Origin of the sequence: Ensifer adhaerens (genome assembly GCF_000697965.2) — a bacterium.
Lineage (GTDB): Bacteria > Pseudomonadota > Alphaproteobacteria > Rhizobiales > Rhizobiaceae > Ensifer > Ensifer adhaerens.
Genome location: NZ_CP015880.1, coordinates 3,968,101 through 3,992,955, shown reverse-complemented (window position 1 = coordinate 3,992,955; position 24,855 = coordinate 3,968,101). Strand labels below are relative to the sequence as shown.

General features: G+C 63.5%; 30 protein-coding genes. 23 read left to right on the top strand and 7 right to left on the bottom strand.

Annotation, left to right across the window (positions count from 1 at the left end):
* The first annotated feature begins 1 nt into the window (after position 1).
* The 4 genes from FA04_RS19395 (at position 2) to FA04_RS19380 (ending at position 5,042) form a co-directional block, all read left to right on the top strand.
* Positions 2-1,531 carry a di-heme oxidoreductase family protein gene (locus FA04_RS19395; protein WP_034804510.1) on the top strand — a complete coding sequence of 510 codons (1,530 nt, stop codon included), beginning with the start codon at positions 2-4 and terminating at the stop codon, positions 1,529-1,531.
* Positions 1,531-2,646, top strand: a complete 1,116-nt coding sequence (locus FA04_RS19390) for an imelysin family protein (RefSeq protein WP_034804513.1) — start codon at positions 1,531-1,533, stop codon at positions 2,644-2,646. Before FA04_RS19395 ends, FA04_RS19390 begins: the two co-directional genes overlap by 1 nt.
* 241 nt (positions 2,647-2,887) lie before the next feature.
* Positions 2,888-3,877: a magnesium transporter CorA family protein gene (locus FA04_RS19385; protein ID WP_034805161.1), complete on the top strand. Its 990-nt coding sequence runs from the start codon at positions 2,888-2,890 to the stop codon at positions 3,875-3,877.
* Between the two features lie 79 nt (positions 3,878-3,956).
* Positions 3,957-5,042, top strand: a complete 1,086-nt coding sequence (locus FA04_RS19380; protein WP_034805176.1) for a DUF1513 domain-containing protein — start codon at positions 3,957-3,959, stop codon at positions 5,040-5,042.
* Positions 5,043-5,055: 13 nt separating this feature from the next.
* Here the strand turns inward: FA04_RS19380 and FA04_RS19375 are convergent, their stop codons facing one another.
* Entirely contained in the window at positions 5,056-5,610 is a 555-nt protein-coding gene (locus FA04_RS19375; protein ID WP_034804517.1) for a GNAT family N-acetyltransferase, read from the bottom strand.
* 84 nt (positions 5,611-5,694) lie between these two features.
* On the opposite strand from FA04_RS19375, the gene FA04_RS19370 reads away from it, so the two are divergent.
* From FA04_RS19370 to guaA, 4 genes are all read left to right on the top strand, one after another.
* Positions 5,695-6,147 (top strand): TspO/MBR family protein, encoded by a 453-nt coding sequence (locus FA04_RS19370; protein WP_034804520.1) that lies wholly within the window; start codon positions 5,695-5,697, stop codon positions 6,145-6,147.
* Positions 6,148-6,223: 76 nt separating this feature from the next.
* A complete protein-coding gene (locus tag FA04_RS19365; RefSeq protein WP_034805179.1) occupies positions 6,224-6,676 on the top strand; it encodes a PaaI family thioesterase in 453 nt (150 codons plus the stop codon).
* A complete protein-coding gene (locus tag FA04_RS19360; protein WP_034804523.1) occupies positions 6,673-7,311 on the top strand; it encodes a 5'-methylthioadenosine/S-adenosylhomocysteine nucleosidase in 639 nt (212 codons plus the stop codon). The genes FA04_RS19365 and FA04_RS19360 overlap by 4 nt, the downstream gene beginning before the upstream one ends.
* A 207-nt stretch (positions 7,312-7,518) precedes the next feature.
* On the top strand, positions 7,519-9,081 hold the full coding sequence (guaA, locus tag FA04_RS19355; protein ID WP_034804526.1) for a glutamine-hydrolyzing GMP synthase: 1,563 nt from the start codon (positions 7,519-7,521) through the stop codon (positions 9,079-9,081).
* A gap of 101 nt (positions 9,082-9,182) precedes the next feature.
* Here the strand turns inward: guaA and FA04_RS19350 are convergent, their stop codons facing one another.
* Complete coding sequence (locus FA04_RS19350; protein ID WP_034804530.1) at positions 9,183-9,629, bottom strand: MarR family winged helix-turn-helix transcriptional regulator; 447 nt, start codon at positions 9,627-9,629, stop codon at positions 9,183-9,185.
* A gap of 148 nt (positions 9,630-9,777) precedes the next feature.
* Here FA04_RS19350 and FA04_RS19345 point away from each other — a divergent pair, with 148 nt between their 5' ends.
* From FA04_RS19345 to FA04_RS19320, 6 genes are all read left to right on the top strand, one after another.
* Positions 9,778-10,536, top strand: coding sequence for an alpha/beta hydrolase (locus FA04_RS19345; protein WP_034804533.1), 759 nt, complete (start codon positions 9,778-9,780; stop codon positions 10,534-10,536).
* Between the two features lie 265 nt (positions 10,537-10,801).
* Positions 10,802-11,536, top strand: a complete 735-nt coding sequence (locus FA04_RS19340) for an SDR family oxidoreductase (RefSeq protein ID WP_034804536.1) — start codon at positions 10,802-10,804, stop codon at positions 11,534-11,536.
* 124 nt (positions 11,537-11,660) lie between these two features.
* A complete protein-coding gene (locus FA04_RS19335) occupies positions 11,661-11,990 on the top strand; it encodes an ArsR/SmtB family transcription factor (RefSeq protein ID WP_034805182.1) in 330 nt (109 codons plus the stop codon).
* Positions 11,987-12,454 (top strand): SRPBCC family protein, encoded by a 468-nt coding sequence (locus FA04_RS19330; protein WP_034804539.1) that lies wholly within the window; start codon positions 11,987-11,989, stop codon positions 12,452-12,454. The genes FA04_RS19335 and FA04_RS19330 overlap by 4 nt, the downstream gene beginning before the upstream one ends.
* Before the next feature lie 117 nt (positions 12,455-12,571).
* Positions 12,572-12,985, top strand: a complete 414-nt coding sequence (locus FA04_RS19325; RefSeq protein ID WP_034804542.1) for a GFA family protein — start codon at positions 12,572-12,574, stop codon at positions 12,983-12,985.
* A gap of 132 nt (positions 12,986-13,117) precedes the next feature.
* On the top strand, positions 13,118-13,690 hold the full coding sequence (locus tag FA04_RS19320) for a 2'-5' RNA ligase family protein (RefSeq protein WP_034804545.1): 573 nt from the start codon (positions 13,118-13,120) through the stop codon (positions 13,688-13,690).
* A 66-nt stretch (positions 13,691-13,756) separates the two neighbouring features.
* On the opposite strand, the gene FA04_RS19315 is transcribed toward FA04_RS19320, so the two are convergent.
* A complete protein-coding gene (locus FA04_RS19315) occupies positions 13,757-14,383 on the bottom strand; it encodes a glutathione S-transferase family protein (protein WP_034804548.1) in 627 nt (208 codons plus the stop codon).
* 171 nt (positions 14,384-14,554) lie between these two features.
* Between FA04_RS19315 and FA04_RS19310 the strand changes: the two genes are divergently transcribed.
* Positions 14,555-15,613 (top strand): M14 family metallopeptidase, encoded by a 1,059-nt coding sequence (locus FA04_RS19310; RefSeq protein WP_034804552.1) that lies wholly within the window; start codon positions 14,555-14,557, stop codon positions 15,611-15,613.
* Positions 15,614-15,641: 28 nt separating this feature from the next.
* Here FA04_RS19310 and FA04_RS19305 read toward each other — a convergent pair whose 3' ends face one another.
* Positions 15,642-16,118 (bottom strand): Lrp/AsnC family transcriptional regulator, encoded by a 477-nt coding sequence (locus FA04_RS19305; protein ID WP_034804555.1) that lies wholly within the window; start codon positions 16,116-16,118, stop codon positions 15,642-15,644.
* Between the two features lie 238 nt (positions 16,119-16,356).
* Here FA04_RS19305 and tatA point away from each other — a divergent pair, with 238 nt between their 5' ends.
* The 5 genes from tatA to FA04_RS19280 all read left to right on the top strand — a co-directional run bounded on the left by tatA (position 16,357) and on the right by FA04_RS19280 (position 19,834).
* A complete protein-coding gene (gene tatA, locus FA04_RS19300) occupies positions 16,357-17,526 on the top strand; it encodes a tyrosine aminotransferase (RefSeq protein WP_034804559.1) in 1,170 nt (389 codons plus the stop codon).
* Positions 17,527-17,531: 5 nt separating this feature from the next.
* On the top strand, positions 17,532-18,167 hold the full coding sequence (locus tag FA04_RS19295; RefSeq protein ID WP_051659675.1) for a YitT family protein: 636 nt from the start codon (positions 17,532-17,534) through the stop codon (positions 18,165-18,167).
* Positions 18,168-18,288: 121 nt separating this feature from the next.
* Positions 18,289-18,642 (top strand): ArsC family reductase, encoded by a 354-nt coding sequence (locus FA04_RS19290; protein ID WP_034804565.1) that lies wholly within the window; start codon positions 18,289-18,291, stop codon positions 18,640-18,642.
* Between the two features lie 21 nt (positions 18,643-18,663).
* On the top strand, positions 18,664-19,137 hold the full coding sequence (ybaK, locus tag FA04_RS19285) for a Cys-tRNA(Pro) deacylase (RefSeq protein WP_034804568.1): 474 nt from the start codon (positions 18,664-18,666) through the stop codon (positions 19,135-19,137).
* A gap of 109 nt (positions 19,138-19,246) precedes the next feature.
* Positions 19,247-19,834, top strand: coding sequence for a dual specificity protein phosphatase family protein (locus FA04_RS19280; RefSeq protein WP_051659676.1), 588 nt, complete (start codon positions 19,247-19,249; stop codon positions 19,832-19,834).
* Positions 19,835-20,115: 281 nt separating this feature from the next.
* On the opposite strand, the gene FA04_RS19275 is transcribed toward FA04_RS19280, so the two are convergent.
* Entirely contained in the window at positions 20,116-20,571 is a 456-nt protein-coding gene (locus tag FA04_RS19275) for a MarR family winged helix-turn-helix transcriptional regulator (protein WP_234798719.1), read from the bottom strand.
* An 84-nt stretch (positions 20,572-20,655) separates the two neighbouring features.
* On the opposite strand from FA04_RS19275, the gene FA04_RS19270 reads away from it, so the two are divergent.
* The 3 genes from FA04_RS19270 to FA04_RS19260 all read left to right on the top strand — a co-directional run bounded on the left by FA04_RS19270 (position 20,656) and on the right by FA04_RS19260 (position 23,641).
* Positions 20,656-21,327: a glutathione S-transferase family protein gene (locus FA04_RS19270; RefSeq protein WP_234798718.1), complete on the top strand. Its 672-nt coding sequence runs from the start codon at positions 20,656-20,658 to the stop codon at positions 21,325-21,327.
* Between the two features lie 93 nt (positions 21,328-21,420).
* Positions 21,421-22,299: an MBL fold metallo-hydrolase gene (locus FA04_RS19265; protein WP_034805188.1), complete on the top strand. Its 879-nt coding sequence runs from the start codon at positions 21,421-21,423 to the stop codon at positions 22,297-22,299.
* Positions 22,300-22,387: 88 nt separating this feature from the next.
* Positions 22,388-23,641, top strand: coding sequence for an aminopeptidase (locus tag FA04_RS19260; RefSeq protein ID WP_034804607.1), 1,254 nt, complete (start codon positions 22,388-22,390; stop codon positions 23,639-23,641).
* Between the two features lie 90 nt (positions 23,642-23,731).
* On the opposite strand, the gene FA04_RS19255 is transcribed toward FA04_RS19260, so the two are convergent.
* Together FA04_RS19255 and FA04_RS19250 are read right to left on the bottom strand one after the other, a co-directional pair.
* Positions 23,732-24,130, bottom strand: a complete 399-nt coding sequence (locus FA04_RS19255) for a VOC family protein (RefSeq protein ID WP_034804610.1) — start codon at positions 24,128-24,130, stop codon at positions 23,732-23,734.
* Between the two features lie 21 nt (positions 24,131-24,151).
* On the bottom strand, positions 24,152-24,781 hold the full coding sequence (locus tag FA04_RS19250) for an RNA polymerase sigma factor (RefSeq protein WP_034805190.1): 630 nt from the start codon (positions 24,779-24,781) through the stop codon (positions 24,152-24,154).
* Positions 24,782-24,855 lie beyond the last annotated feature (74 nt).

The following is a 24,855-nucleotide window of genomic DNA, read 5'->3' as shown; positions in this document are numbered from 1 at the left end:
GATGAAATCTGGCGCTTTCCGCCTTTGCGCGCTTGTTCTCGTTCAAGCGCTTTTCACGGCCCTGCCCGCCTTCGCCGGCGACGGCCTTTTGACCGAACGCTCCGACCTCAACGACAAGGACCGCCAGCGCGTCCAGGCGGTGACGCGGCCTGCGACCGATTTCTCCAAGGCAGAAACCTTCGAAGCAATGTCCGGCGGTGCCGCGACCTCGATCGCGCCCGTCAATGCCGACAGTTTTTCGCAATTCTCGGCCAATCTCACCTTCCAGGAGGAAGAGGGCTTCAAGCTCGGCAACGCGCTCTTTCGCAAGCTTTGGGTTTCCTCCCCCTCCTCCACACAGGCCTCCGACGGGCTCGGCCCACTCTACAACGCCCGAGCCTGCCAGAGCTGTCACCTGAAGGACGGACGCGGCCGGCCGCCGGAAGGTGCCGTCGATACAACCTCGATGTTCTTCCGCCTGGCGCGGCCGCCCCGCGACGACGAGGAGCGCCGGATGATTGCGGCGCACGAGGTGGTGAACTTCGGCGACGCTGTTTATGGCGCCCAGCTTCAGGATAGCGCCGTGCCCGGCCTTGCCGCCGAAGGCCATCTGAAGATCAGCTACACCGAGGAGCCCTTCACTTTCCCCGACGGCGAAACGGCCTCTCTGCGCCGACCAGGCTATTCGGTGGCCGATCTCGCCTATGGCCCGCTCGATCCGGAAACCACGCTCTCGCCGCGTGTGGCGCAGCCGATGATCGGCCTCGGCCTGATCGAGGCGATCCACGAGGCGGATATCCTCGCCCTTGCCGACCCCGACGATAGGGATGGCGACGGCATCAGCGGACGGCCGGCGCTGACGCGCGACGCCAGGACCGGCAAGCTCATGCTCGGGCGCTTCGGCTGGAAGGCGCAGAACGCCACCGTGCGGCAACAGAGCGCCGATGCCTTCGCCACCGACATCGGCATCTCTTCACCCGACGCCGACCGCCCGCATGGCGACTGCACCGCGGCCCAGGCACAATGCCTGACCATGCCGACCGGCGAGCAGGCACGCCTTGGCCCCACAGAAGCGCCCGACCCGGTGCTCAACCTCGTGACCTTCTATTCGGAGAACCTGGCCGTGCCGGCGCGGCGCAAGGCGAGCTTTGAGGAGACACTGCGTGGCAAGAAGGTCTTCTACGAACTCGGCTGCACCAGTTGCCACACACCGAAATTCGTCACCCGCCGGGACGCGGCCAACAAGGCGCAGTCGTTCCAGCTGATCTGGCCCTATTCCGATTTCCTGCTGCACGACATGGGCGAGGGTCTTGCCGACGGACAGCAGGTGGGTGTGGCCACCGGCCGCGAGTGGCGCACGCCGCCGCTTTGGGGCATCGGCTTGACGAAGACCGTCAGTGGGCACACTTTCCTGCTCCACGACGGACGCGCCCGCAATTTCACCGAAGCGATCCTCTGGCACGGCGGCGAAGGGCAGAAGGCCCGTGACGCCTTTGCCGCCCTTGCCGCAAGCGATCGCCGCGATCTCCTTGCCTTCCTGGAGTCACTCTGATGCCCCGCACGCATACGCTTACTCTCGCTTTTGCCCTGACCTTGACGGCCGTTTTCCCGGCGGTGGCCCAGGAAGGAAGCGCGCTCTCGCCGCGCGTCGTCAACGAGGCGGCCGTGCCGGCGGTCATGGCCAAAGCCGTCGACGACTTCATCATCCCCGGCTATCGCAACCTCACGGAAAAGACCGCTGCCGCCACGCAGGCCACGGCCAAGCTCTGCGCGGCGCCGTCGCAGGCGACGGTCGATGGCGCTCGCGTTGCCTTTTCCGAGATGGTTGGCGCCTGGTCGGCGATCGAGGTGGTGAGGCTTGGTCCGGCACTTGAGCAGAACCGCTTCGAGCGGTTCCTGTTCTACCCCGACCGCAAGAGCACGGGCCTGAAGCAGGTGCAGGCGATCGTTTCGAAGCACGATGAAAGCGCAACGGACGAGGCCAAACTCAAGGGCAAGAGCGTCGCCGCACAAGGGCTCGGCGCGCTCGAATACGTGCTCTATGGCACGGGCGCCGAGTCACTTCTGAACAAGGATGGCGATTTCCGCTGCCGCTACGGCCTGGCGATCACCAAGAACCTCGACACGATCGCCAACGAGTTCCTGGCCGCATGGCAGAAGCCCGATGGCATTCAGGCGGCCTGGAAACATCCGGGCCCTGACAATCCCGAGTTCCGCGACAACCGCGAAGCGGCAACAGAACTGCTCGGCATTCTCGTCCATGGCGTCGAGACGGTGAAGGACCAGCGGCTGAAGCCGTTCTACGAGAGCAAGGACGACAAGGGACATCCGAAGCTCGCGATCTACTGGCGCTCCGGCAACACCATGCCGTCGATCGCCGCCAACGTGCGAGGCCTGAAGACACTGTTCGACGTTGCCGACATGCAGAGCCTTTTGCCGGAAGACAGCCGCTCGGTCGCGGGTTCAGCCGACTTCGTCTTCAAGTCGGTGATCGGCATGGCCGGCAACATCGACGGACCGATCGATCAGGCGCTCGAGGACAAGGACAAACGGGCCAAGCTCGCCTTCCTGTCGCTCAATACCAACGACCTTCTCGATCGGCTGAACAAGGATTTCGGCGGCGCGATCGGGCTTGGCGCCGGCTTCTCCTTCGCCGACGGCGACTAGAGCGGGATGAGGAAACATGTGCGCGGTTTCCGCCCGCATCCCGGTTGAGCGCCGAGTGTTGACAATCAAGGTTTTTGGGCGCAAAGCGCTTCCCGTGTCCGCTCTCGCGGGCACGTTTCACCACAAGGACCAACTCCCAATGAACCCCGACAGTCGAAGTCGAGCCTTCACGCTCACGGCCGTCCGGTCCTGATTGATCAGGGCTTCAGGCGGTCGGATGACTCGCCCTATGGAGCCCAATATGCTGCGCATCTACAAAAGCCAGAACAGCCACCTCGTGCTTGTCGACATGATCGACGGCATCGCCCTGCCGACGCCGGCAATCTGGTACGACCTCTACAATCCATCGGCCGAGGAAACGCGGCTCGTCGAAGGCCAGCTCGGCATCGAGATCCCGACCCGCGACGAGATGCAGGAGATCGAGCTTTCCGACCGCCTCTACCAGGAGGCCGGCGCCGAATTCATGACGATGACGGCCGCCGCCAAGCTCGACAGCGATTATCCGGTCAAGGTGCCGGTGACCTTCATTCTCAAGGGCGCGACGCTGGTTACCGTGCGCCACGCGGACCCGAAGCCGTTCCAGAATTTTTCCAACCGCATCCAGAAGGCCAACGGCCAGATCTGCGAAAGCGGCGAACTGGTGATGCTCGGGCTGCTTGAGGCGATCATCGACCGTACGGCGGATGCGCTGGAGCGCGCCGGCAGCGAGGTCGACGGAATTTCGCGGGATGTGTTCCGCAAGACCAATGCCAGCGCCACCAAGAAGACGCGCGACCTGCAGTCGCTGATCGAGCAGATCGGCCAGAAGGGCGACCTTTTGACGGTCATCCGCGAAAGCCTGGTCAGCATCGGCCGGCTCGTCGCCTATCATGTGGCGCTCGAAGGCATGGGGCCGCGCAAGGCAGGCAAGGAAAGCCGGCAGCGGATCAAGCTGATCCAGCGGGACGCGACGTCGCTTGGTGATCACGCGCTGTTCCTGTCGAACAAGATCAATTTCCTGCTCGACGCGACGCTTGGCCTCATCAACCTCGAGCAGAACCAAATCATCAAGATCTTCTCGGTTGCCGCCGTCGTCTTCCTGCCGCCGACGCTGGTCGCCTCGATCTACGGCATGAACTTCGGGGTGATGCCGGAACTGCAATGGGAATTCGGCTACCCTGCGGCACTGATGCTGATGGTGATCTCGGCGATCGTGCCCTATTTTTACTTCAAGCGGCGCGGCTGGCTCTGAGCGCGCAACCTGCTGCATCGCAGCCCTGAGCGGGCACTCCGCCCAGGGCTTGCAAATTTCCATGACGAGCGAGGATGGCATGACAGCCGCCACGGGCCTGATCGACCGGCGCAGTTTCCTGAGGATGGCGGGCGCGGCCTGGGTGGCGAGCCTCGCGCCTGAGCGAGCCTTCGCCCTGACCAGGGCCGACGCCGTCTTTGCCTCGGCCTTCATGGCGCCGGACGGCAGCTATGGCGTCGCGACGCTGACGGAAGCGGGCGAGATCATCGACCGCACGGCGCTGCCGGCCCGTGCACACGGCATGGCCTATTCGCCCGTCAGCCGCCGCATCGTCGCCTTTGCCCGCAGGCCGGGCACCTATGCGATGATCCTTGCAACCGACGGCACGGCCGAGCCGATCGTGATCACCGCTGCCGACGGCCGGCATTTCTACGGCCATGGCTGCTTCTCGGCAGACGGCAAGCTGCTCTACGCCACCGAGAACGACTTTGCCGCCAATCGCGGCATGGTCGGCATCTATGACGGCAGCGACCACTTCACCCGCATCGGCGAATTCCCGACCTACGGCATCGGCCCACACGACATGACGCTGAGCGCCGACGGGAAACTGCTGGCGATTGCAAATGGCGGCATCGAGACCCATCCGGATTTTGGCCGCACCAAGCTCAATCTCGACCATATGGAGCCGAGCCTGACGCTGGTCGATACGCGAACCGGCGCGCTCGTACAGAAGCACGGTCTGCCGGATGATCTGAGCCGCCTGTCGACCCGGCATGTCGATATCGGTCCGAAGGGCGAGATCTGGTTTGCCTGCCAGTATGAGGGTGCGCGCAGCGACCTGCCGCCGCTCGTCGGCTCGTTTTCCCAGGGCGAAGACCTGAAGTTCCTGTCTCTGCCCGAGCGCACGACGGAAGCGCTGGCGAACTATGTCGGCGCCATCGCCGTCAACCGGAACGAGGGGCTGATCGGACTGACTTCGCCGAAGGGCGGCGTGGCGGTGATGCTCGATGCACGAACCGGTACCGTGCTGAAGGAAGAGCGCGTCGCCGATGCGGCGGGGGTCGCCAGTGCCGACCACGGCTTTGCCGTTTCCTCCTATGACGGCCACTTCAAGGCTAACAAGAGCCGAGTGGCCTGGGACCAGCACATCGTGCGGTTGGCTTAGGCCTAAGACGATCTCAGGCCGAAAAACGGCCGTCGCCGGAGAGTTTTGCCAGATCGTTCCAACGATAGGCGGTCTGGTCGTGGTTTTCGCCGCCGAGGCTCACCTGGCCCTGGCCAACGGCAATGGCGCCGAGATGCTCGTAGAAGCCCCGATTCGGGTTGCTGGAAAGCACCCAGGCAAAGAGCGACTTGCCGCCAAGCTCCCGGCAGTGACCGGCGACGCTGCGCACCAGTGCCGAGCCGATGCCCGCGCCCTGGAACTCTTTCAGGATGTAAAGCGCATAGAGCTCGCGGTCGAACCGCGGCGGCATCGAGCGCGCCTTGCCGTAATTGGCAAAGCCGATCACCTTGTTCGTGCTCACGTCAACCGCAACCAGATGGAAGACGTCGGCGATGCGCATGCGTCTTGCGTGGCGCAACGCCTGTTCCTCGATGCTCATGGCGTCGAGAAAGGCATCGGAAATCAGCCCGCGGAAGGTCGATCGCCAGGTTTCGACGATAACGGAGGCGATCATCATGATGTCATCCGGGCCGGCCGGCCGGATGTCGATACGTCGGAAGGTCTTCATGGCAGCTCATATAGGTGGTGCATGATGGCTTCAAAACGGCGGCCCCGCTGGAAAGACGGAAAGTCTGTTCTATCTGGCGAGATCATGAACAGAACCATCTTATACGTAGTCTTCATCGCCGCCGTTCTCGGCCTCGGCCTTCTCATCGGCACCAACAACATCCCCGGCGAATGGTACCGGTCGCTGGCAAAGCCAGCCTTCAATCCACCGGACTGGATCTTCGCGCCGGTCTGGTCGATCCTCTACGTGATGATCGGCGTTGTCGGCGCCCGCATGTTTCTCGATCATCGGCGCAGCGCCGCCATGCGCCTGTGGCTGGCGCAGATGATCCTCAACTTCCTCTGGTCGCCACTGTTCTTTGGCATGCAGGATATAGCGTCGGCGCTGATCGTGATCATCGCGCTCGTGATCGCGGTTGCCGGCTTCGTCGTCGCAAGTTGGCAACGGGATCGCATTTCAGCCCTGCTGTTCCTTCCCTATCTCGCCTGGGTTGCGTTTGCGACGGCGCTCAACAGCGCGATTTTGCTCATGAATTGAACTTGTCCGACCTTCACGACCGTGCCACTGTCCCGCGGTCATAATGATGCCGCCCGACACAAAGGCCCATGGACTGATGGACGACCGTGATCCCCCCGATTTCCGGAAGCGCATTCGCGAGAGCTTCGCGCGGCAGGCGGCAATGCGCACGATCGGAGCCGAACTGACACTTGTCGAGCAAGGCACGGTCGAAATCGAGCTGCCCTTCGACGACAAGCTGACGCAGCAGCACGGCTTCCTGCATGCCGGCGTGATCTCCGCGGCGCTCGATTCAGCCGGCACCTATGCGGCCTATTCGGTGATCGACCCGGATGCCTCGATCCTGACGATCGAGTTCAAGGTCAACCTGCTTTCGCCCGGGCGCGGCGAACGCTTCCTCTTCCGCGGCGAGGTGACAAAGCCCGGATCGACGATCATCGTTTCCGACGGTCGCGGCTATGCGATCCGCTCCGACGGACCGGCAAAGCTGATCGCCTCGATGACCGGAACGATGATGGTTGTGCGCGGACGCGAAGGGATCGAAGGATGAGTTTTGCCGTCAAGGACGTTGCCGGACACAAGGTGCTCTACGTCATGGCCGTGGATGCCGAGTACGGTCCGCACCTGAAAGGCCGGATCAAGCCGCTGATGACCGGCGTCGGGCCGGTCGAGGCGGCCGTCGTGTTGACGCGCACGCTTGCCGAACTCACCGCCGAGCGGGCCCTGCCCGATCTCGTCGTTTCGCTCGGCTCGGCGGGTGCCGCCACGCTCGAACAGACCGAAGTTTACCAGGCGGTTTCCGTCGGCTACCGCGACATGGATGCCTCGCCGCTCGGCTTCGAGAAGGGCGCAACGCCGTTTCTCGACCTTCCGGCCGTGGTGCCGCTGCCGCTACGCATCCCCGGCGTTCCGGAAGCGCGGCTTTCGACCGGCGCCAACATCGTCTCGGGCGCTGCCTATGAGACGATCGACGCCGACATGGTCGAGATGGAGACCTTCGCGGTGCTGCGCGCCTGCCAGTCCTTCGGCATTCCTTTGATTGCGCTTCGCGGCATTTCCGACGGCAAGGCCGAACTGAAGCACGTCAACGACTGGACGGAGTATCTTCACGTCATCGACGAGAAGCTTGCAAGCGTGATCGACCGGTTGGAGAATGCGGTTTCGAGCGGCGTGATCCCGCTCTAGACCCCGATGGCTTCGGGTCTGGTCGACCCAAAGCCATAAACGTGATCGATGCTCACAAGTCAGAGCGGGATGCGGGCGGAAAACCGCACGCACTTTTCCTCATCCCGCTCCAAAACCCCGGAATTGTCCGGGTGCAATTGAATCGTTGCGTCGATGGCGGGCTTTCATTAAAGGCTCGCCATGATCAAGCTTGTTTGAAGGCACCCAATGACCCAGACAGCCCATCCCGACACCGTTCTCATCGTCGACTTCGGAAGCCAGGTGACGCAGCTCATCGCCCGGCGCGTGCGCGAATCCGGTGTCTATTGCGAAATCGTGCCGTTCCAGTCGGCCGAAGAAGGTTTTCAGCGGCTGAAGCCGAAGGCCGTCATCCTTTCCGGCAGCCCGGCCTCGACGCTCGATATCGGCTCGCCGCGTGCGCCCTCGGTGATCTTCGATTCCGGCCTGCCGGTGTTCGGCATCTGCTATGGCCAGCAAACCATCTGCGCCCAGCTCGGCGGCAAGGTCGAGAGCGGCCATCACCGTGAATTCGGCCGCGCCTTCCTGGAAGTCGAAAAGGAATGCGCGCTGTTCGACGGTCTCTGGTCCCTCGGCTCGCGCCACCAGGTCTGGATGTCGCATGGCGACCGCGTCACCGCGATCCCCGAAGGCTTCGAGGTCGTCGCGACCTCCGCCAACGCCCCCTTCGCCTTCATCGCCGACGAGAAGCGCAAGTACTACGCCGTGCAGTTCCATCCGGAAGTCGTGCACACGCCCGATGGCGCCAAGCTGATTTCCAACTTCGTGCACAAGATCGCCGGCATCAAGGGCGACTGGTCGATGTCGGCCTATCGTGCCAAGGCGGTCGAGGCGATCCGCCGTCAAGTCGGTGACAAGAAGGTGATCTGCGCGCTCTCGGGCGGCGTCGACAGCTCGGTTGCGGCACTGCTGATCCATGAAGCCGTTGGCGACCAGCTCACCTGCATCCTCGTCGACCACGGCCTGATGCGCAAGGACGAGGCGAAGAACGTCGTTGCGATGTTCGAGGAGCACTACAACCTCCACCTCCTGCACGTCGACGCTTCCGACCGGTTCATCGGCGAGTTGGAAGGCCAGAGCGATCCGGAAACCAAGCGCAAGATCATCGGCCGCCTGTTCATCGAGGTGTTCGAGGAAGAGGCAAAGAAGCTCGGCGGTGCGGACTTCCTCGCCCAAGGGACGCTCTATCCCGACGTGATCGAAAGCGTCTCGTTTACCGGCGGCCCGTCGGTGACCATCAAGTCGCACCACAATGTCGGCGGCCTGCCGGAGCGCATGAACATGCAGCTCGTCGAGCCGCTGCGCGAACTCTTCAAGGACGAAGTGCGCGTGCTCGGCCGCGAACTCGGCTTGCCCGACAGCTTCATCGGCCGCCACCCCTTCCCGGGTCCGGGCCTTGCCATCCGTTGCCCGGGCGGCATCACCCGCGAGAAGCTCGAGATCCTGCGCGAAGCGGATGCGATCTATCTCGACGAAATCCGCAAGGCCGGCCTCTATGACGCCATCTGGCAGGCTTTCGCTGTGCTTCTGCCGGTGCAGACCGTCGGCGTCATGGGCGATGGCCGCACCTACGAGTTCGTCTGTGCACTTCGCGCCGTCACCTCGGTCGACGGCATGACGGCGGACTTCTACCACTACGACATGGAATTCCTCGGCCGCGCGGCGACGCGTATCATCAACGAGGTCCGCGGCATCAACCGCGTCGTCTACGACGTCACCTCGAAGCCGCCGGGCACGATCGAGTGGGAATAAACGCGCGGACGCATCTGCTGCGTCGGTGATAAAAAATGTTAAAGGGCGTGCTTCGGCGCGCCCTTTTTGCTTCCCGGCACAGTCGCGGCCCGGGTGCAGCGCTACTTCACCGCGTCGCGCATGCCATCGCGGAGTTTCCGCACCCGCTCGTTCAAATCGATCATTTCCGGCACCGTGAAGCCGGAGTTTTCCAGAAGCGCATCGGTCAGGCAGCCGGTCTTCACGTGGAGGCCGCGCCCTTTCGCGGTGAGGTGGACCTCGACCTGCCGCTCGTCGGTGACGCTGCGATGCCGCCCCAGGAAGCCGGCAGCTTCGAGCCGCTTCACAGCCGGCGTGATCGTGCTCGATTCCAGACCCAGCCGATCGGCAATCGCCGAGATCGTCAACCCATCCCTCTCCCAAAGCGTGCTCAGGACGAGATACTGCGTGTAGGTCACACCGAGCGCATCGAGCATCGGCTTGTAGACGCGGTTGATGGCGATCGACGCCGAGTAGATCGAAAAACAGAGCTGGCTGTCGAGCGGCAGCGTTGTCGGTTCGTCAGGCATTCCAACCTCCTTGTGGCGCTTTGCGGCTTCTGCCGCGAAAATAGATATCGCGATAATTAATATCTTTACAAGAAATCGGAGTCGCCGTATATGATTGTTATCGCGATAATGAATATCGCGCAAAACAACTCAACGAAGGAGACCCGAAATGCTCAAGTCCCTCATCACCGCCGCCGCTTTCGCCCTCTCCGCAAGCGCGCTGACGCCGGCCCAGGCCGCCCCCGCCACCAAGAATGTCGTGCTCGTTCACGGCGCCTTTGCCGACGGCTCCGGCTGGCAGGGCGTCTACAACATCCTGAAGAAGGACGGCTACAACGTCACCATCGTACAGAACCCGACCCTGACGCTTGCCGGCGACGTCGCGGCCACCAAGCGTGCGATCGCCGCTCAGGACGGCCCGATCGTGCTCGTCGGCCACTCCTATGGCGGCGTGGTCGTTTCGGAAGCCGGCACCGATGAGAAGGTGAAGTCTGTCGTCTACATCGCCGCCTTCGCGCCGGATAAGGGCGAGTCCGTTTCCTCGCTCATCGCCAACCCGCCGGCCGGCGCGCCCGTTCCGCCGATCCTGCCGCCGGTCGATGGTTTCCTCTCGCTCGACAAGGAAAAGTTCGCCGCCGCCTTCGCGGCCGATGTCGATCCTGAGATTGCCGCCTTCATGGCCGACTCCCAGGTCCCGTGGGGCGTCGAAGCGGCAGCCGGCGCCGTCACCGCTCCGGCCTGGAAGGAGAAGCCGAGCTTCTATCTGGTCGCGACCGACGACCACATGATCCCGCCGGCCGCCCAGCGCCAGATGGCAAAACGCGCGGGCTCCACCGTGGTCGAAACATCCGGCAGCCACGCCATCTACGTCTCGAAGCCGGAAGCGGTCGCCAAGCTGATCGAGCAGGCAGCGCAGGCGAGCGAATAAGCGATATCAACCGGCAACGAAGGCAAAAGGGCGAAGCGCGACGCGTCGCCCTTTTGCTTGTCCCGAAGACAATCCGGAAGATCCTGGTGGACGCCATTGCCGGCCCTGTTGCCGCCAGATCTTTGGTTAGAATTTCTGACCGCCCCATGCTCGATCGGCACCTCGATCGAACGGGTCGCCCTTTCTATCTTCTGTCTCACCGGCGCTCAGGCCCAACGCCCGAGCCGGACTCAAACAGAAACGCACCTTTCGAAAGGGCATATCCATGGAAAATGTTCACGGAAAAGTCGTGGCCGTGACCGGCGCAAGCAGCGGCATCGGCGAAGCCGCTGCGAAGCTGCTGGCGGCTGCCGGAGCCAAGGTCGTGATTGGCGCACGCCGGTCCGACCGGCTGGAACGCATCGCCGGCGAAATCGCCGGCGCCGGCGGCGAGGTCCGCTTTCGCGTGCTCGACGTTACCGACCGCGGCGACGTCGCCGCCTTCGCCCGCTTTGCCCAGGCCGAATTCGGCCGCCTCGATGTCATCGTCAACAATGCCGGCGTGATGCCGCTGTCGCCGCTGGCAGCGCTCAAGGTCGACGAGTGGGACCGCATGGTCGACGTGAACATCAAGGGTGTGCTCTACGGTATCGCCGCGGCCCTGCCGATCATGAGCGCGCAAGGGGACGGGCAGATCATCAACATCTCCTCGATCGGCGGCCATTCCGTGTCGCCGACGGCCGCCGTCTATTGCGCCACCAAGTTCGCCGTCCGGGCGATCTCGGACGGCCTGAGGCAGGAGACCGACCGCATCCGCGTTACCGTCATCTCGCCCGGAACGACGACCTCCGAACTCGCCTATACGATCAGCGATTTGACCGCACGAGAAACCATGAAGGAATGGCGGGCCGTCTGCATCAGTCCTGACGCCATCGCGTCGTCGATCGCCTACGCCATCGGACAGCCCGACGATGTCGACGTCAGCGAGATCATCGTGCGCCCGACGGCGAGCCCGCATTGAGGCAATGTGCTCCGGGGATCAAAGCGACTGAAGGCACGCCTCGAGCGTGCCTTTTCGTTCTGCAGCAGCATTCAAATCAATAGCGTTGACTAATCAATTAGTATCCGCTATTTATTTATCCATGATGATCGAAACCGCTCCCATCACCGCCGTCATGCGCGCCCTTGCCGATCCGACCAGGCGCGCCGTGTTCGAGCGCATCGCCAATGCCGACGAGATCACCGTCGTTGAACTGACGCGCGGCAGCGGCGTGACGCAGGGCGCGGTTTCGCAGCACCTCAAGTCGCTGAAACAGGCGGGTCTCGTCGCCGAGCGTCCGGAGGGCCGCAACGTCTATTACCGCGCCGAGCCCGAGGGCCTGGCGCCGCTCGTCGACTGGATGAGCCACTACGGCACCTTCTGGCGTGACCGCTTCGCCAATCTGCGCACCCTTCTCAAGGAGATCGATCCATGACCGACGCAGCAGCCTTGAAACTCGAGACCCAGGATATCGTCGTCGACGAGGTCTTTCCGCATACGCCCGAGACGATCTGGAGGACACTGACCAACGGCGAATTGATGGGCCGATGGATCATGCCGCCGACCGGTTTCCAACCGGTGGAAGGCACCCATTTCACCTTCCGGACGACGCCCGCCGGCGCATGGGACGGGACCATCCGTTGCCAGGTGCTGGAGGTGCGCCCGCATGAGCGTTTCGTCTACTCCTGGAAAGGTGGCGACGAAGGCAACAGCGGCTATGGCTCGCGTCTCGATACGGTCGTCACCTGGACGCTGACGAAGGTCGACAACGGCACCCGCCTCCGGCTCGTTCATTCCGGCTTCGTCACGCCGAAGAACGACAGCGCCTATGCCAACATGAGCAATGGCTGGCCGAAGGTCCTGTCGCGGCTCGGCACCATTACCGACGAACAGCATTGAAGCCCAGGCCGGGTCGCCATAGCGATCCGGCCCCCCCGAAACAGGCAAAGTGATTGGTCGGCGTCGCCCTCGCAGCCACGCGAAAGGCTTTGCCGTGCCCGAGACTGGAGCGAATGTATGAGCAAGTCCTATATCGGCGGATGCGCCTGCGGCGCGATCCGCTACGAGATCTCAGGAGAACCGGTCTTCTCCAACGACTGCCAGTGCCGTGATTGCCAGCACGAAAGCGGGACCGGGCACGGATCGCATATGACGTTCCGCCGCGAGGGCGTGAAGCTCGAAGGTCAGGCCTCGCATTGGGACATGGTCGCCGACAGCGGCCATGTGAAGACGCGCGGCTTCTGCCCCAGCTGCGGCTCTCCGGTCTACATGACCTTCTCAGCCATGCCGGAGTTCTTCAGCGTTCGCGCTGCAAGCCTCGACGATCCCAGCCGTTACAGACCGCAAGCGGTGACCTACGCCGTGCGCGGCCTTGCCTGGGACCGCCTCGATCCGAATTTGCAGAAATTTGGCCGGATGCCGACGGAGTAGCGAAACAACAGCGTCAGCCAACGGGTGAAGTCTTCCATTCCCCGCCGGATGTCCTTGGCATTGTCAGCCGGCATCCCCATCTCCGGTCGAGACCACATGTCGTGGCGCGCGACCCGGGCGGCGGAGGGTACCATGTCGTCGAACCAATTCGCATTCGATCTCGGCTGTCCCCAGCCAGCGCCGGCAATCGACATCCTCTACTTCGCGCTGCTTCCGGACGAGCCGGCTGCCACGAAGGCACTGGCGATTGCCGAAAGGGATTTCGCCGACCAGATGGCGGATGGCTTCATCTATCGGCCCGATCGCCTGCACGTCTCTGTCGACAAGCGTTGGCAGGGCCGCGGCTTGCCCGACTTCGCGGTTGCGGATGCGCTGCGGCAGGGTGACCGCGTCGACGTGCCAGCGGTCGAGATCCGCCTCGACAGGTTGGTCAGCAACGGCAATGGCCGCGACCGGCCGCGCGCCCTGACGACGCGCGACGCCGCGCCGGGCTTCAGCGCGCTGGTCCGGCAGATCGAGGCGCTCAAACGCCCGCTCATGGCAATCCCCCATATGACGCTCTACCGGAACGATCGGGTCGCGCCGGATCTCCGCGTTTCCGAACCGGTCTCCTGGGTGGCGCGCGAACTCGTTCTGATCCATGCCCGCCAGGGGGCGGGCTCTACGAAGATCCTCGCCCGCTGGCCGCTATTGCCGTCGCGCTGAAGTCCAGGCGGAAGGTAGCCGTACACCTTGGTGATGTGCCAGCCCGGCTCCGACGGGGAGCCCCCCTTACGCGGGCGGAATGAAGGGCTGGCTGATCGTCTGGAACACCGGAAGCGCTTCAAGCATGTCCGCATGCGCCTGCAGACGCGGATAGCGCCCCATCGCGACCAGATCGGGATGCACCTCCTTGAGGAAGCGCAACACGGCCGCAACGGCGATATCCACATGGCCGATGCGCTCGCCGAACCAATAGGCGCCCGTGCTTTGCGCGCGGCTCGTTTCGAGCACTTGAAGCGTCTCTTCGATCTGGCGGCGGCAGCGGTCGACCCAGAGTGCCGAGACCGCCCCGTGCAACCGCTTCTCGTAGAACAGGCTGACGGCCTTGTCGCCGAGGCCCGTGGCAAGCGTCGCGATTCTCAGCACCCGGTGGCGCGCCGGTTCCGTTCGCGGGAACAGGACCCGGTCGTCGGAAACGAGACTGTCGAGATAATCGAGAATGATATGGCTGTCGGTAAGCACCGTCCCATCGTCCAGCACCAGCGTCGGCACGCGCGTCAGCGGATTGTAGGCCCGAAGCTCGTCGGCATTGCCGAAGGACGACCAGGGACGGTGTTCGAACGGGATGTCGTAAAGGCTGAGCGCGATGCCCACGCGTCGCACGAAGGGGGAGTCATATTGGCCGATCAGGATCATCTTGCTGTCTCCCACCTGTGCTGGATGCTTCACGGAACAATAGGCCTGCCGATCATGTCAAAGCCAGAGCGACGTCGGCGCAACCCGAAACCGCACCCTAGTTCTTAGCGACTTGCGGAGCGCCTTGGGAATGCCGATAAGCGCGACCAACGAACGATACGGGAGGAGCCCATGGACGTTTCCGAAATCATCATCGCCGGCGATACGCCCGGTATCGAATGGCGCCTGCCGGTTTTCCGTTTCAAGGGCAGAACGGCCGCTGCACCGAAGACCTACATCCAGGCGGCGCTGCACGCCAACGAACTGCCGGGCACCGCACTTGCCCATTTCCTGCTGCAGCGGCTGCAGCAGGCGGAGAAAGACGGCGCCATCCTCGGCGACATCACCGTCGTGCCCCAGGCAAATCCGATCGGCACCGCGCAGTCGCATTTCGGCGAGTTGCAGGGCCGCTTCGACCTCGGCTCACGCACGAACTTCAACCGTGATTTTCCGCTGATCACGCTTGGCGACCGTGACCGGCTGATCGACGATCTCGACCGCTACTCGGCGACGGATCGGCTGAAACGGCAGCTGCTGCATATGGCGCTCGGCGCCGACCTGATGCTCGATCTTCATTGCGACGACGAGGCGCTGCAATACGCCTATATCGACGACGCCTTCTGGCCGGAAGCGGGCGACCTCGCCTCGGCGCTCGATATGGAGGCGGTCTTCCTTTCGGACGGCGAAAGCTCCGCCTTCGAGGAGGCTGTCGCCTATGCCTGGAAATACGAAACCGGGCAGAAGAAGACACGCCTGCCGGGACGCCTCTCGGTGACGGTCGAGCTTCGCGGCACGCGCGACGTCTATCCGGAGCTTGCTCGCAAGGATGCCGTAGGGGTCTTCCGCTTCCTCGTCGCCCGCGGCGTCATTACCGGTGACGAAGAAACAATTGCACCCTTCGCTGGCATCATCGCACCGCTCGACAACATCGAGATGATCCGGGCCCCTGAGGCCGGCGCCATCCTGTTCCACCGGGATATCGGCGAGAGCGTGAAGGCGGGCGATCTGCTCGCAACGATCCTTACGCGCCCCGGCCAGGCGGACGGCGCCCTCGAGGTGCGCGCGCCGCAGGACGGGCTGATTGTCACCCGCGTCTCGACCCGCCTTGCACGCCGGCGCTCGGACTTGATGAAGATCGCCTGCGCTGCGCCGTCGAGCGCCGGGCGCAAACCCGGGTCGCTCGAAGCCTAGGACTTGGGATTGAATGTTCAAGCGGCCGTCACGCCCCCGTGGCGGCCGTCATCTTTGGGCTGTCGAGCAGAATGGTCGAGCGCAACGTCTTGATCTCGGCGATCTGCTCGAATTCGCTCCAGAGCAGGCGTTTGTAATCCGCGACGTCGCGCACCGCGATCTTCAGAAGAAAATCGAAATCGCCGGCGACCGTGTGGCATTCCACCACCTCCGGCATGCGCGACACCAGCTCGATGAAGCGCTGGCCGACCTTGCTTGCGGTGCGCTCCAGCGTCACCTCGACGAAGGCCTGGAAGCCGATGCCGGCTGCCTTCGGATCGACGACCACCGTCTGGCGGATGACGCCGGCCGCATAGAGCCGGGCAAGGCGGCGCGACAACGGCGCCGGCGAGAGCCCGACTCTCGCCGCCAGCGCGTTGTTGCTGAGCGATGCATCCTCCACCAGAAGGCGGATGATCCGCCGGTCGATCTGATCCAGTTCCACCGCCATCTTCTCGACCATCATCGCCCCCAACGCTTCGATTTCGGCTTCAGGAAATATGCCGCAGCACGCAAATCAGCAAATGAATTGCAGAATTTTGCGCAAATAGCACGCTGTCGATATTGTCTCTGTGGCAAATATCGCATCGATTTTGCGCTTGCGCTGACTTAAGAAGAAAGCCGCAGGGCAGCCGGAGGAACGGCGGCCGGCAGGCTTTCTCGACCGATAACGCATCGCTGCCACTCAAGGGGGAATTTCCGGCATGTTCGACGCTCTGACCCGCCAACCCGATGATCCGTTGCTGGCCCTGATCGGGCTTTACCGCAAGGACGAGCGCCCCGGAAAGGTCGATCTCGGCGTCGGCGTCTACCGCGACGAAACCGGCCACACCCCGATCTTTCGCGCCGTCAAGGCAGCGGAGAAGCGCCTGCTCGAAACGCAGGACAGCAAGTCCTATGTCGGCCCCGAGGGCGATCTCGTCTTTATCGATCATCTCTGGACGCTGGTCGGTGGCGATACCATCGATCGCAGCCATATCGCCGGCGTGCAGACGCCGGGCGGTTCCGGCGCTCTCCGGCTCGCGGCCGACCTTATCCACCAGATGGGCGGCAAGCGCATCTGGATCGGGCTGCCGAGCTGGCCAAACCATGCCAGCATCTTCAAGACCGCTGGCCTTGAGCCCGCCGGTTACCCGTTCTTCGACGTGCCGACGCAAACCGTGCTCTTCGACACCATGATAACGGCGCTCCAGAGCGCTGCCGCCGGCGACGCCGTGCTGCTGCATGCGAGCTGCCACAACCCGACGGGCGGCGTCATCACGCAAGCGCAGTGGATGGAGCTTGCCGCCGTCATCGCCGAGCGCGGCCTGCTGCCGCTCGTCGACCTTGCCTACCAGGGCTTCGGCCGCGGTCTCGACGAGGATGTCGCCGGTCTCCGCCACCTGATCGGCGTCGTTCCGGAAGCGCTGGTTGCCGTTTCCTGCTCCAAGTCCTTCGGGCTCTATCGCGAGCGCGCCGGCGCGATCTTCGCGGTGACGGCCTCCTCGTCTTCGGCCGATACGGTCCGCTCCAACCTCGCCGGCCTTGCCCGCACCAGCTACTCGATGCCGCCGGATCACGGTGCTGCAATCGTGCGGATGATCCTTTCCGACGCCGAGCTCAAGCGTGACTGGCAAGCAGAACTCGAAACCATGCGGCTGCGCATCACCAACATCCGCCGCGCGCTCGCCGAAGGCTTGCGCGATCGCTGGCAGGCGCTCGGCGCCGTCGCCAGCCAGGAAGGCATGTTCTCGCTGCTTCCGCTTGCCGAGGCCGACGTCATGCGGCTTCGGAACGAGCACGGCATCTACATGCCCGGTTCCGGCCGCATCAACATTGCCGGCCTGAAGACGGCGGAAGTCGACGGCGTCATCGCCAACTTCAAGAACCTCTGAGGACCATGATGGCCGAGCACAGCATCGACGCGACAGAAACCCCGACTGAACGCCATCGCCTCTACGAGGATGCGCTGGCGATCCTGACGGGCACGCTGATCATGTCGCTCGGCATCATCATCTACAGCAAGGCGATGCTGCTCACGGGCAGCACGTCGGGCCTGGCACTGCTTCTGCAATATGCGACCGGCGCCGAGTTCTGGCTGGTCTTTTCGCTCGTCAACCTGCCCTTCTACGTCCTGGCGGTCAAACGGCTCGGCTGGATGTTTGCACTGCGCACCTTCATCGCCGTCAGCCTCGTCTCGCTGTTTTCTCGGCTGACGGCCGGCTGGGTGGAGATCGCCCGGCTTGACCCGATCTATGCGGCGGTTGTCGGCGGCGGGCTGATGGGCATGGGCCTGTTGATCCTCTTTCGCCATCGCACCGGGCTTGGCGGCATCAACATCGTCGCGATCTATCTCCAGGAAAGGTTCGGCGTCCGTGCCGGCTATTTCCAGCTGGCGGTCGATCTCACCATTCTGGCTGCCGCCTTCTTCGTGTTGCCGCCATCGAACCTGGTGCTCTCGGTGATCGGGGCCGCTGTCGTCAACATGACGCTGGCGATCAATCACAAGCCGGGACGCTACGCCGGCGTGACCTGACGCAAGGTCTCGGTCTTCCCTCCCGCGCATCGGGCGGCTATCACTCCTGCCACGCTTTGAAATTGCGCGATTCCCAGCGGCGCGGCCGTTCGGAATTGCTCGCTGCGGCTGGAGCATGGGAATGACGGTTACGATTTACGGCATCAAGAACTGCGACACGATGAAGAAGGCCCGCACCTGGCTCGACGGCCGGGGCATCGCCTATCGCTTCCACGACTATAAGGCCGAGGCCATCGACCGCCCGCATCTCGAGCGCTGGTGCAAGGAGGCCGGATGGGAAACGGTGCTGAACCGCGCCGGCACGACTTTCCGCAAGCTCGACGAGGCCGACAGGCAGGGCCTCGACGAACAGAAGGCGATTGCGCTGATGCTCGCCCAGCCCTCGATGATCAAGCGTCCGGTGCTCGAAGCGGACGGCAATCTGCTGATCGGCTTCAAGCCGGACCTCTACGAGGCCGTACTCGCCAAAGCCTGACCCCCATTTGGAGCGACGACGATGTCGAAGACCACGCGCGCCACGCAGATGCTTTCGAAGGCCGGTGTCACCTTCAGCGTGCATGCCTATGACTATGATCCCAATGCGGAGCGCGTCGGCCTGCAGGCGGCCGAGGCGCTCGGCGAGGATCCGAGCCGGGTGCTGAAGACGCTGATGGCTGAAGTCGACGGCAAGCCGGTCTGCTGCGTCGTTCCCTCGGATCGTGAGGTCAGCATGAAGAAGCTCGCCGCCGCCTTCGGCGGCAAGTCGGCGGCGATGATGAAGCCGGCGGATGCCGAGCGGCTGACCGGTTACCATGTCGGCGGCATCAGCCCGTTCGGCCAGAAAAAACACGTGCCGACGGCAATCGAGGAGGCCGCACTTGCCGAAGTGCAGGTCTACATCAATGGCGGACAGCGCGGTCTGCAGGTGCGGCTTGCACCCCGCGACGCCCAGGCCACGCTAAAGGCGATCGCCGCACCGCTCATCGCCTGAGGCGCTGCCATCAAAATATCACAGATGCCTTATACGAGCCGCTGATGCGGGGACGAAATGTGCAATTTTTGCATGCACGCCCGCCTTCGAACGGCGTCGGGTCTCTCACATGGCATTTGCAAGATTTCCCAGCGCGAAGCGTCTTTTGAAGCGCCTCGCCGTCGGCACGGCTGCGCTCGTCGCGGCCCTGGTCATCTACCTCGTCGGTCTTCAGTGGACCGGCAATTTCCATACGCTCGTGGCCGGTGAGGTCTACCGTTCGGCACAGCCGACGCCGGAGGCGATCGCCGCCTATTCCAAGGCCTACGGCATCCGCACCATTCTCAACCTGCGCGGCGAAAAGCCGGACGAGCGCTGGTATCGCGATGAGGTTGCCGCCGCCGAGCGCAACGGTATCCGGCTCATCAACTTCCCCATGTCCGCTTCGGCCGAGATCGACCGCAAGGAAACCGACGCGCTGATGGCGATCCTCAGGGACGCGCCAAAGCCGCTTCTGATCCACTGCAAGGCCGGCGCCGACCGCACCGGCCTCGTCTCGACGATCTACCTGCAGCAGATCGCAGGGGTCGACGAGGAAACGGCCGAGTGGCAGCTTTCGCCGCTCTATGGACACGTGGCCATTCCCTATCTCTCCGGCACCTTCGCCATGGACGAGACCTGGGAAGCGCTGGAGAAGTCGTTCGGGCTGAGCAGCTAGGCGACGACGGCGTCCTAGATTGACGCTCGTTCCGTCGGGGTCCCTCATCCGGCCTGCCGGCCACCTTCTCCCCGCGAGCGGGGCGAAGGAGACGCATGGTCCCGTTCGTCTCAGCAACGACGACCTCCCTCTCCTGTGACGGCTCCGGTCGGCGGCGCTACGAACAGCACGCCAGCACGCCCCCTCTCCCCCCTGCAGGAAGAGCGCTAAGGTGAGGGGTAACTTGCCTGGAAGGCGCTACCCGATCGTTCGCCGGTACCCTGTTTGAGAACTGACGTGCTCTACCTGAGCTTCGCCAGCAGCCCCGCGAGCTGCCGCGCCTCCGCTTCTGTCAGCCGGGCGCCGACATGGGCCTCTATCGAAGGCCCATAAGTCTGCCACATGCGCACGCGCAGCGCCCTTCCGGCCTCGGTGACGACAACCCATTGGCCGCGACCGTCGGCGTCGAAGGCTTCGCGACGGACCAACCCCTCTTTGACCAGGCGATCGATCAGGCGCGACAAGTTATACTGCGCGAGCAAGGTGCGCGCCTCGATCTCGAAGGGCCGCAGCCGGCCGTCTTCGGCCTGAACCAGTTCCCACAACACGTCGTACCAGCCAAGCGGTGGCAGGCTGGCCCCCTTGAAATCGGCCTCGATCCGAGCAAGCACGCATTCCCGTGCGCGCATCAGGCCGATCCAGGCCGCGGTCGTTTCGGGGCCAGGGCCCTTCTCGTCGATTTTCGTCTCTTTGCTCATAGATGCAATTACATCCATCTTGAAAGTCGAAGCAAGCCCACATACATGCATATGCATCTACTTTACCTCAACCGGGAGATTGCCATGCTTACCCTCGTCAGCCACCATCTCTGCCCCTATGTGCAGCGTGCCTCGATCGCGCTCGACGAAAAAGGCGTTCGCTTCGAGCGGACCTATATCGACCTCAAGGCCAAGCCCTACTGGTTCCTGAAAATCTCGCCGCTCGGCAAGGTGCCGCTGTTGCAGGTGCCGCAGCAGAGCGGCGAAAAGGTACTGTTTGAAAGCTCCGTCATCGCCGAATATGTCGAGGAAAGCCAAGCCGGCCCGAAGCTTCACCCCGAAGATGCGCTGGAGCGCGCCCGTCATCGCGGCTGGATGGAATTCGGCTCGTCGATCCTTTCGGATCTCTGGGGCTTCGAGACTGCTCAGGACCGGGAAACCTACGAACAGAAACGCCAGGCGGTGGCCGGCAAACTTGTGACCATGGAAGCGGCACTTGGCGAAGGTCCCTACTTTGCCGGTACACAATTTTCGCTCGTCGATGCGGTCTTCGCACCGATCTTCCGTTACTTCGATCTCTTCGACACGCTTGCAGATCACGGCATTTTCGACGGACTCGATCGTGTCGGCGCCTGGCGCAAGGCGCTCGCCGAGCGGCCGAGCGTCAAGGCGGCCGTGACGCCGGATTACGGTGAGCGGCTGATGACCTTCCTCAGGGAGCACGACGCCTACCTGCTGCGCGCCGGACAGGCATAGCGAAGAGCGCGAGATCACGCCGTCCTTCAGTTTGGCGCGCGCCTGCTCTATGACAGGGCGCAAGCCATGCTGGAGGAGCGCCTTGTGACCGACATGATCTCGACCCTTACGGTTCTTGAGCCCTATCCCGGCGTCTATGCCTACTATGACGGGCGCGTTGCCGGAGTGCGGCTCTATTCGCAGGCGGCGAACTGGCTCGATGACGGCGCCTACGAACTCGGCGTCGCCTCCTATGCCATCGTCGACGGCACGCAAGCGCTGGTCTACGACACGCATATCTCGCTCGATCACGCCCGGGCGATCCGCAACCATCTCGAAAGCCTTGGCGTCACCGCGATCCGCGTCGTGCTCAGCCATTGGCATAAGGACCATGTGGCCGGAAATGCGGTCTTTGCCGATTGCGAGATCATCGCCCTCAAGCTGACGGCAGCGAAACTTGAAGAAAACCGCGAGAAGATCGAAACGGCGACGCCGCCGATCCAGCCCCTCGTGATGCCGAACCGCCTGTTCGACGAGACGCTTGCACTGACCGTCGGCGCACGCCGGGTCGAACTGCATCACTTCGCCATCCATAGCGCCGACGGCAACGTGATCTGGCTGCCCGAGGAGAAGTTGCTGCTGGCGGGCGATACGCTCGAGGATACGACGACCTTCATCAGCGAGGCTGATCAGACGGCGACGCACATCGCGGAACTCAAGCGCCTGCGGCAATGGCCGATTGCTCGGATTCTACCCGCCCATGGCGACCGCGAACGCATCGCCAGCGGCGGCTACGGACCGAAACTGATCGATGCCAATCGCGGCTATCTCGAGCGGCTGACCCGCGCGATCGCGACCGGTGCTGCCATCGGCGCACTCAAGGAATTCGCCGCCGAGGATATCGCCTCCGGCGCGATCCTCTATTTCGCGCCTTATGAGGCTGTGCACAGGAGCAATGTCGAGCGGGTGCGTGCGGGGCTCGGCGCGCGCTGATTGCACTAAACCTCCCGGGCTCAGCCTTCATTTTCGCCGCAAAGCGCTCTAAGTCTTCTTCTTCCGATTTCAGAAAGACAGGTAGATCATGACCTTTCCCGCCAATACGCCCGATCCGATCGACCCGGTGAAACTCGACAAGCTCGCGGAAGTCGCGATCCAGGTCGGCCTGCAGCTTCAGCGCGGTCAGGACCTTGTCATGACTGCGCCGGTCGCGGCGATGCCGCTTGTTCGCCTTATCACCAAGCACGCCTACAAGGCCGGTGCAGGCCTCGTGACGACTCTCTATTCGGACGAGGACACGACGCTTTCGCGTTATGCCTATGCACCGGACGAGAGCTTCGACCGGGCAAGCGACTGGCTGTTCAAGGGCATGGCCGAAGCTTTCGCCGGTGGTGCAGCGCGGCTTGCGATCTCCGGCGACAACCCGATGATGCTTTCGGCGCAGGATCCGGCCAAGGTGGCGCGGGCCAACAAGGCAAATTCCATTGCCTATAAGCCGGCGCTCGAAAAGATCTCGAACTTCGACATCAACTGGAACATCGTTTCCTACCCGAACCCGTCCTGGGCGAAGCTCGTCTTCCCGAACGACCCGGAAGAGGTTGCCGTCGAGAAGCTCGCCAACGCCATCTTCGCCGCCTCGCGCGTCGATGTCGCCGATCCGGTGGCCGCCTGGAAGGAGCACAACGCCAACCTCGCCCGGCGCTCGGCCTGGCTGAACGGCGAGCGCTTTGCCGCGTTGCACTTTACCGGCCCGGGCACCGATCTGACCGTCGGGCTTGCCGATGGCCATCTCTGGTGCGGCGGCGCATCGGAGGCCAAGAACGGCGTCACCTGCAACCCGAACATCCCGACCGAGGAAGTGTTCACGACGCCGCATGCGCTGCGCGTCGAAGGCCATGTCTCCTCGACCAAGCCGCTGTCGCACCAGGGCACGCTGATCGACAACATCCAGGTGCGTTTCGAGGGCGGCCGGATCGTCGAAGCCAAGGCATCGCGCGGCGAGGAAGTACTGAACAAGGTGCTCGACACCGACGAGGGCGCGCGCCGGCTCGGCGAAGTGGCTCTGGTGCCGCATTCCTCGCCGATCTCGGCAAGCGGCATCCTGTTCTACAACACGCTGTTTGACGAAAACGCCTCGTGCCACATCGCGCTCGGCCAGTGCTATTCCGGCTGCTTCGTCGACGACACCAAGCTGACGCCGGAACAGATCCGCGCCCAGGGCGGCAATTCCAGCCTGATCCACATCGACTGGATGATCGGTTCGGGCCAGGTCGACATCGACGGCGTGCGCGCCGATGGTAGCCGCGTTCCGGTCATGCGAAAGGGTGAATGGGCCTGATCACGGCCCCTCCCCGGTCTCGTCCGACCTGAAAGGCTTGTGGCCGCCGCAACACATGCGGCGGCCTTTTCTATTGGGGAAATTGCCCCTTCAGCCGTTGGCAGCCCGCTTCAGACGCGGCATCTCCGCCGATTGGTAGAGGGACAGCACGTGGCCATCGGGATCGGCGAATTCTGCCGACCAGCCGCCGGGCGCATGGCTCACCGGCGTGACGATGGTGGTTCCCTTTTCAGCGAGGCCCGCGACCACATCGTCGATGCCGCCCTCGGCGAGATCGAACACAACGATCGGTGTGTTGCCCGGCTTGCTCTCCACGACGAAGAAGATCAACTCGACCTCGTCTTCTATCTTCGCCATCAGCCAGGAGCCGGCTTCGTCGTCCTCCATGCGCTGGACGTTGAGACCCAGAACATCACGGTAGAAGGCTTCGGTGCGGGTGAGATCCGAGACGAAGTAGCAGATGGCCCCGATACGTGGTTTCGACAACATTGGTTGCTTCCCTTGTGTTTGTTACGCCGGCTTGTTGCCGCCGGTTGCCGTTTCGTGAGACACGCGCGGCGAAAAATTGATCGCGAAGAGATGGCCGTCCGGATCGTGGCTGGCAAAGGCGGCGCGGCCGCCGCGGGTGACCGGCAGCAGGGCCTGACGAATACGGCCGCTTTCGAGCGGATAGCGAAGTCCGGTCAACTCCAGATTGGTCTCGACATGGCCGGCATCGCGCCAGGCCCGGCGCAGCATCAGGATGCGCTGGCGCAGCGCTTCATCGGAAATGCCGAGGAGATGACGGATTTCGAGGCGATTGTGGCCGCCGATCGCCAGCAGCATCACGATCCTGAGGCTCGGGGAAAGCGTGACGGCGAAGGCCAGCGGATCGCCAGAGCGCCGCTCTTCCGCTTCGGAAACGTCCGCTTGCAGCTCCCGGCGCAAACGGCGAGCAGCGGTGCGCGCCTGCATCGCTGCGAGCTTGCGGAGAACACCGCAGAACCAGGCGCGATCGCCGCCGGTTGGAAAACGCCCTGCCTTGAGCGCGACGATCAGCGCCTCATGCAGCAAATCCTCCGCTTCGGCCGCACGGCGGCTTTGCCGCCTCGCGAAACGGAGGAGATCGGAATAGAGCGCTGGCGTCAGATGCTCGGTCATCAGGGCGTGCGCTTCTTTGAGGATTGACGTTGCCGGCAATGTGAAGCGCATGCGCTGTGGTTGCAAGCCCTGCT

Coding starts and splice junctions, on each gene's coding strand:
- FA04_RS19395 (WP_034804510.1), top strand. CDS start 2: ATGAAATCTGGCGCTTTCCGCCTTTGCGCGCTTGTTCTCGTTCAAGCG.
- FA04_RS19390 (WP_034804513.1), top strand. CDS start 1,531: ATGCCCCGCACGCATACGCTTACTCTCGCTTTTGCCCTGACCTTGACG.
- FA04_RS19385 (WP_034805161.1), top strand. CDS start 2,888: ATGCTGCGCATCTACAAAAGCCAGAACAGCCACCTCGTGCTTGTCGAC.
- FA04_RS19380 (WP_034805176.1), top strand. CDS start 3,957: ATGACAGCCGCCACGGGCCTGATCGACCGGCGCAGTTTCCTGAGGATG.
- FA04_RS19375 (WP_034804517.1), bottom strand. CDS start 5,610: ATGAAGACCTTCCGACGTATCGACATCCGGCCGGCCGGCCCGGATGAC.
- FA04_RS19370 (WP_034804520.1), top strand. CDS start 5,695: ATGAACAGAACCATCTTATACGTAGTCTTCATCGCCGCCGTTCTCGGC.
- FA04_RS19365 (WP_034805179.1), top strand. CDS start 6,224: ATGGACGACCGTGATCCCCCCGATTTCCGGAAGCGCATTCGCGAGAGC.
- FA04_RS19360 (WP_034804523.1), top strand. CDS start 6,673: ATGAGTTTTGCCGTCAAGGACGTTGCCGGACACAAGGTGCTCTACGTC.
- guaA (WP_034804526.1), top strand. CDS start 7,519: ATGACCCAGACAGCCCATCCCGACACCGTTCTCATCGTCGACTTCGGA.
- FA04_RS19350 (WP_034804530.1), bottom strand. CDS start 9,629: ATGCCTGACGAACCGACAACGCTGCCGCTCGACAGCCAGCTCTGTTTT.
- FA04_RS19345 (WP_034804533.1), top strand. CDS start 9,778: ATGCTCAAGTCCCTCATCACCGCCGCCGCTTTCGCCCTCTCCGCAAGC.
- FA04_RS19340 (WP_034804536.1), top strand. CDS start 10,802: ATGGAAAATGTTCACGGAAAAGTCGTGGCCGTGACCGGCGCAAGCAGC.
- FA04_RS19335 (WP_034805182.1), top strand. CDS start 11,661: ATGATCGAAACCGCTCCCATCACCGCCGTCATGCGCGCCCTTGCCGAT.
- FA04_RS19330 (WP_034804539.1), top strand. CDS start 11,987: ATGACCGACGCAGCAGCCTTGAAACTCGAGACCCAGGATATCGTCGTC.
- FA04_RS19325 (WP_034804542.1), top strand. CDS start 12,572: ATGAGCAAGTCCTATATCGGCGGATGCGCCTGCGGCGCGATCCGCTAC.
- FA04_RS19320 (WP_034804545.1), top strand. CDS start 13,118: ATGTCGTCGAACCAATTCGCATTCGATCTCGGCTGTCCCCAGCCAGCG.
- FA04_RS19315 (WP_034804548.1), bottom strand. CDS start 14,383: ATGATCCTGATCGGCCAATATGACTCCCCCTTCGTGCGACGCGTGGGC.
- FA04_RS19310 (WP_034804552.1), top strand. CDS start 14,555: ATGGACGTTTCCGAAATCATCATCGCCGGCGATACGCCCGGTATCGAA.
- FA04_RS19305 (WP_034804555.1), bottom strand. CDS start 16,118: ATGATGGTCGAGAAGATGGCGGTGGAACTGGATCAGATCGACCGGCGG.
- tatA (WP_034804559.1), top strand. CDS start 16,357: ATGTTCGACGCTCTGACCCGCCAACCCGATGATCCGTTGCTGGCCCTG.
- FA04_RS19295 (WP_051659675.1), top strand. CDS start 17,532: ATGATGGCCGAGCACAGCATCGACGCGACAGAAACCCCGACTGAACGC.
- FA04_RS19290 (WP_034804565.1), top strand. CDS start 18,289: ATGACGGTTACGATTTACGGCATCAAGAACTGCGACACGATGAAGAAG.
- ybaK (WP_034804568.1), top strand. CDS start 18,664: ATGTCGAAGACCACGCGCGCCACGCAGATGCTTTCGAAGGCCGGTGTC.
- FA04_RS19280 (WP_051659676.1), top strand. CDS start 19,247: ATGGCATTTGCAAGATTTCCCAGCGCGAAGCGTCTTTTGAAGCGCCTC.
- FA04_RS19275 (WP_234798719.1), bottom strand. CDS start 20,571: ATGAGCAAAGAGACGAAAATCGACGAGAAGGGCCCTGGCCCCGAAACG.
- FA04_RS19270 (WP_234798718.1), top strand. CDS start 20,656: ATGCTTACCCTCGTCAGCCACCATCTCTGCCCCTATGTGCAGCGTGCC.
- FA04_RS19265 (WP_034805188.1), top strand. CDS start 21,421: ATGATCTCGACCCTTACGGTTCTTGAGCCCTATCCCGGCGTCTATGCC.
- FA04_RS19260 (WP_034804607.1), top strand. CDS start 22,388: ATGACCTTTCCCGCCAATACGCCCGATCCGATCGACCCGGTGAAACTC.
- FA04_RS19255 (WP_034804610.1), bottom strand. CDS start 24,130: ATGTTGTCGAAACCACGTATCGGGGCCATCTGCTACTTCGTCTCGGAT.
- FA04_RS19250 (WP_034805190.1), bottom strand. CDS start 24,781: ATGACCGAGCATCTGACGCCAGCGCTCTATTCCGATCTCCTCCGTTTC.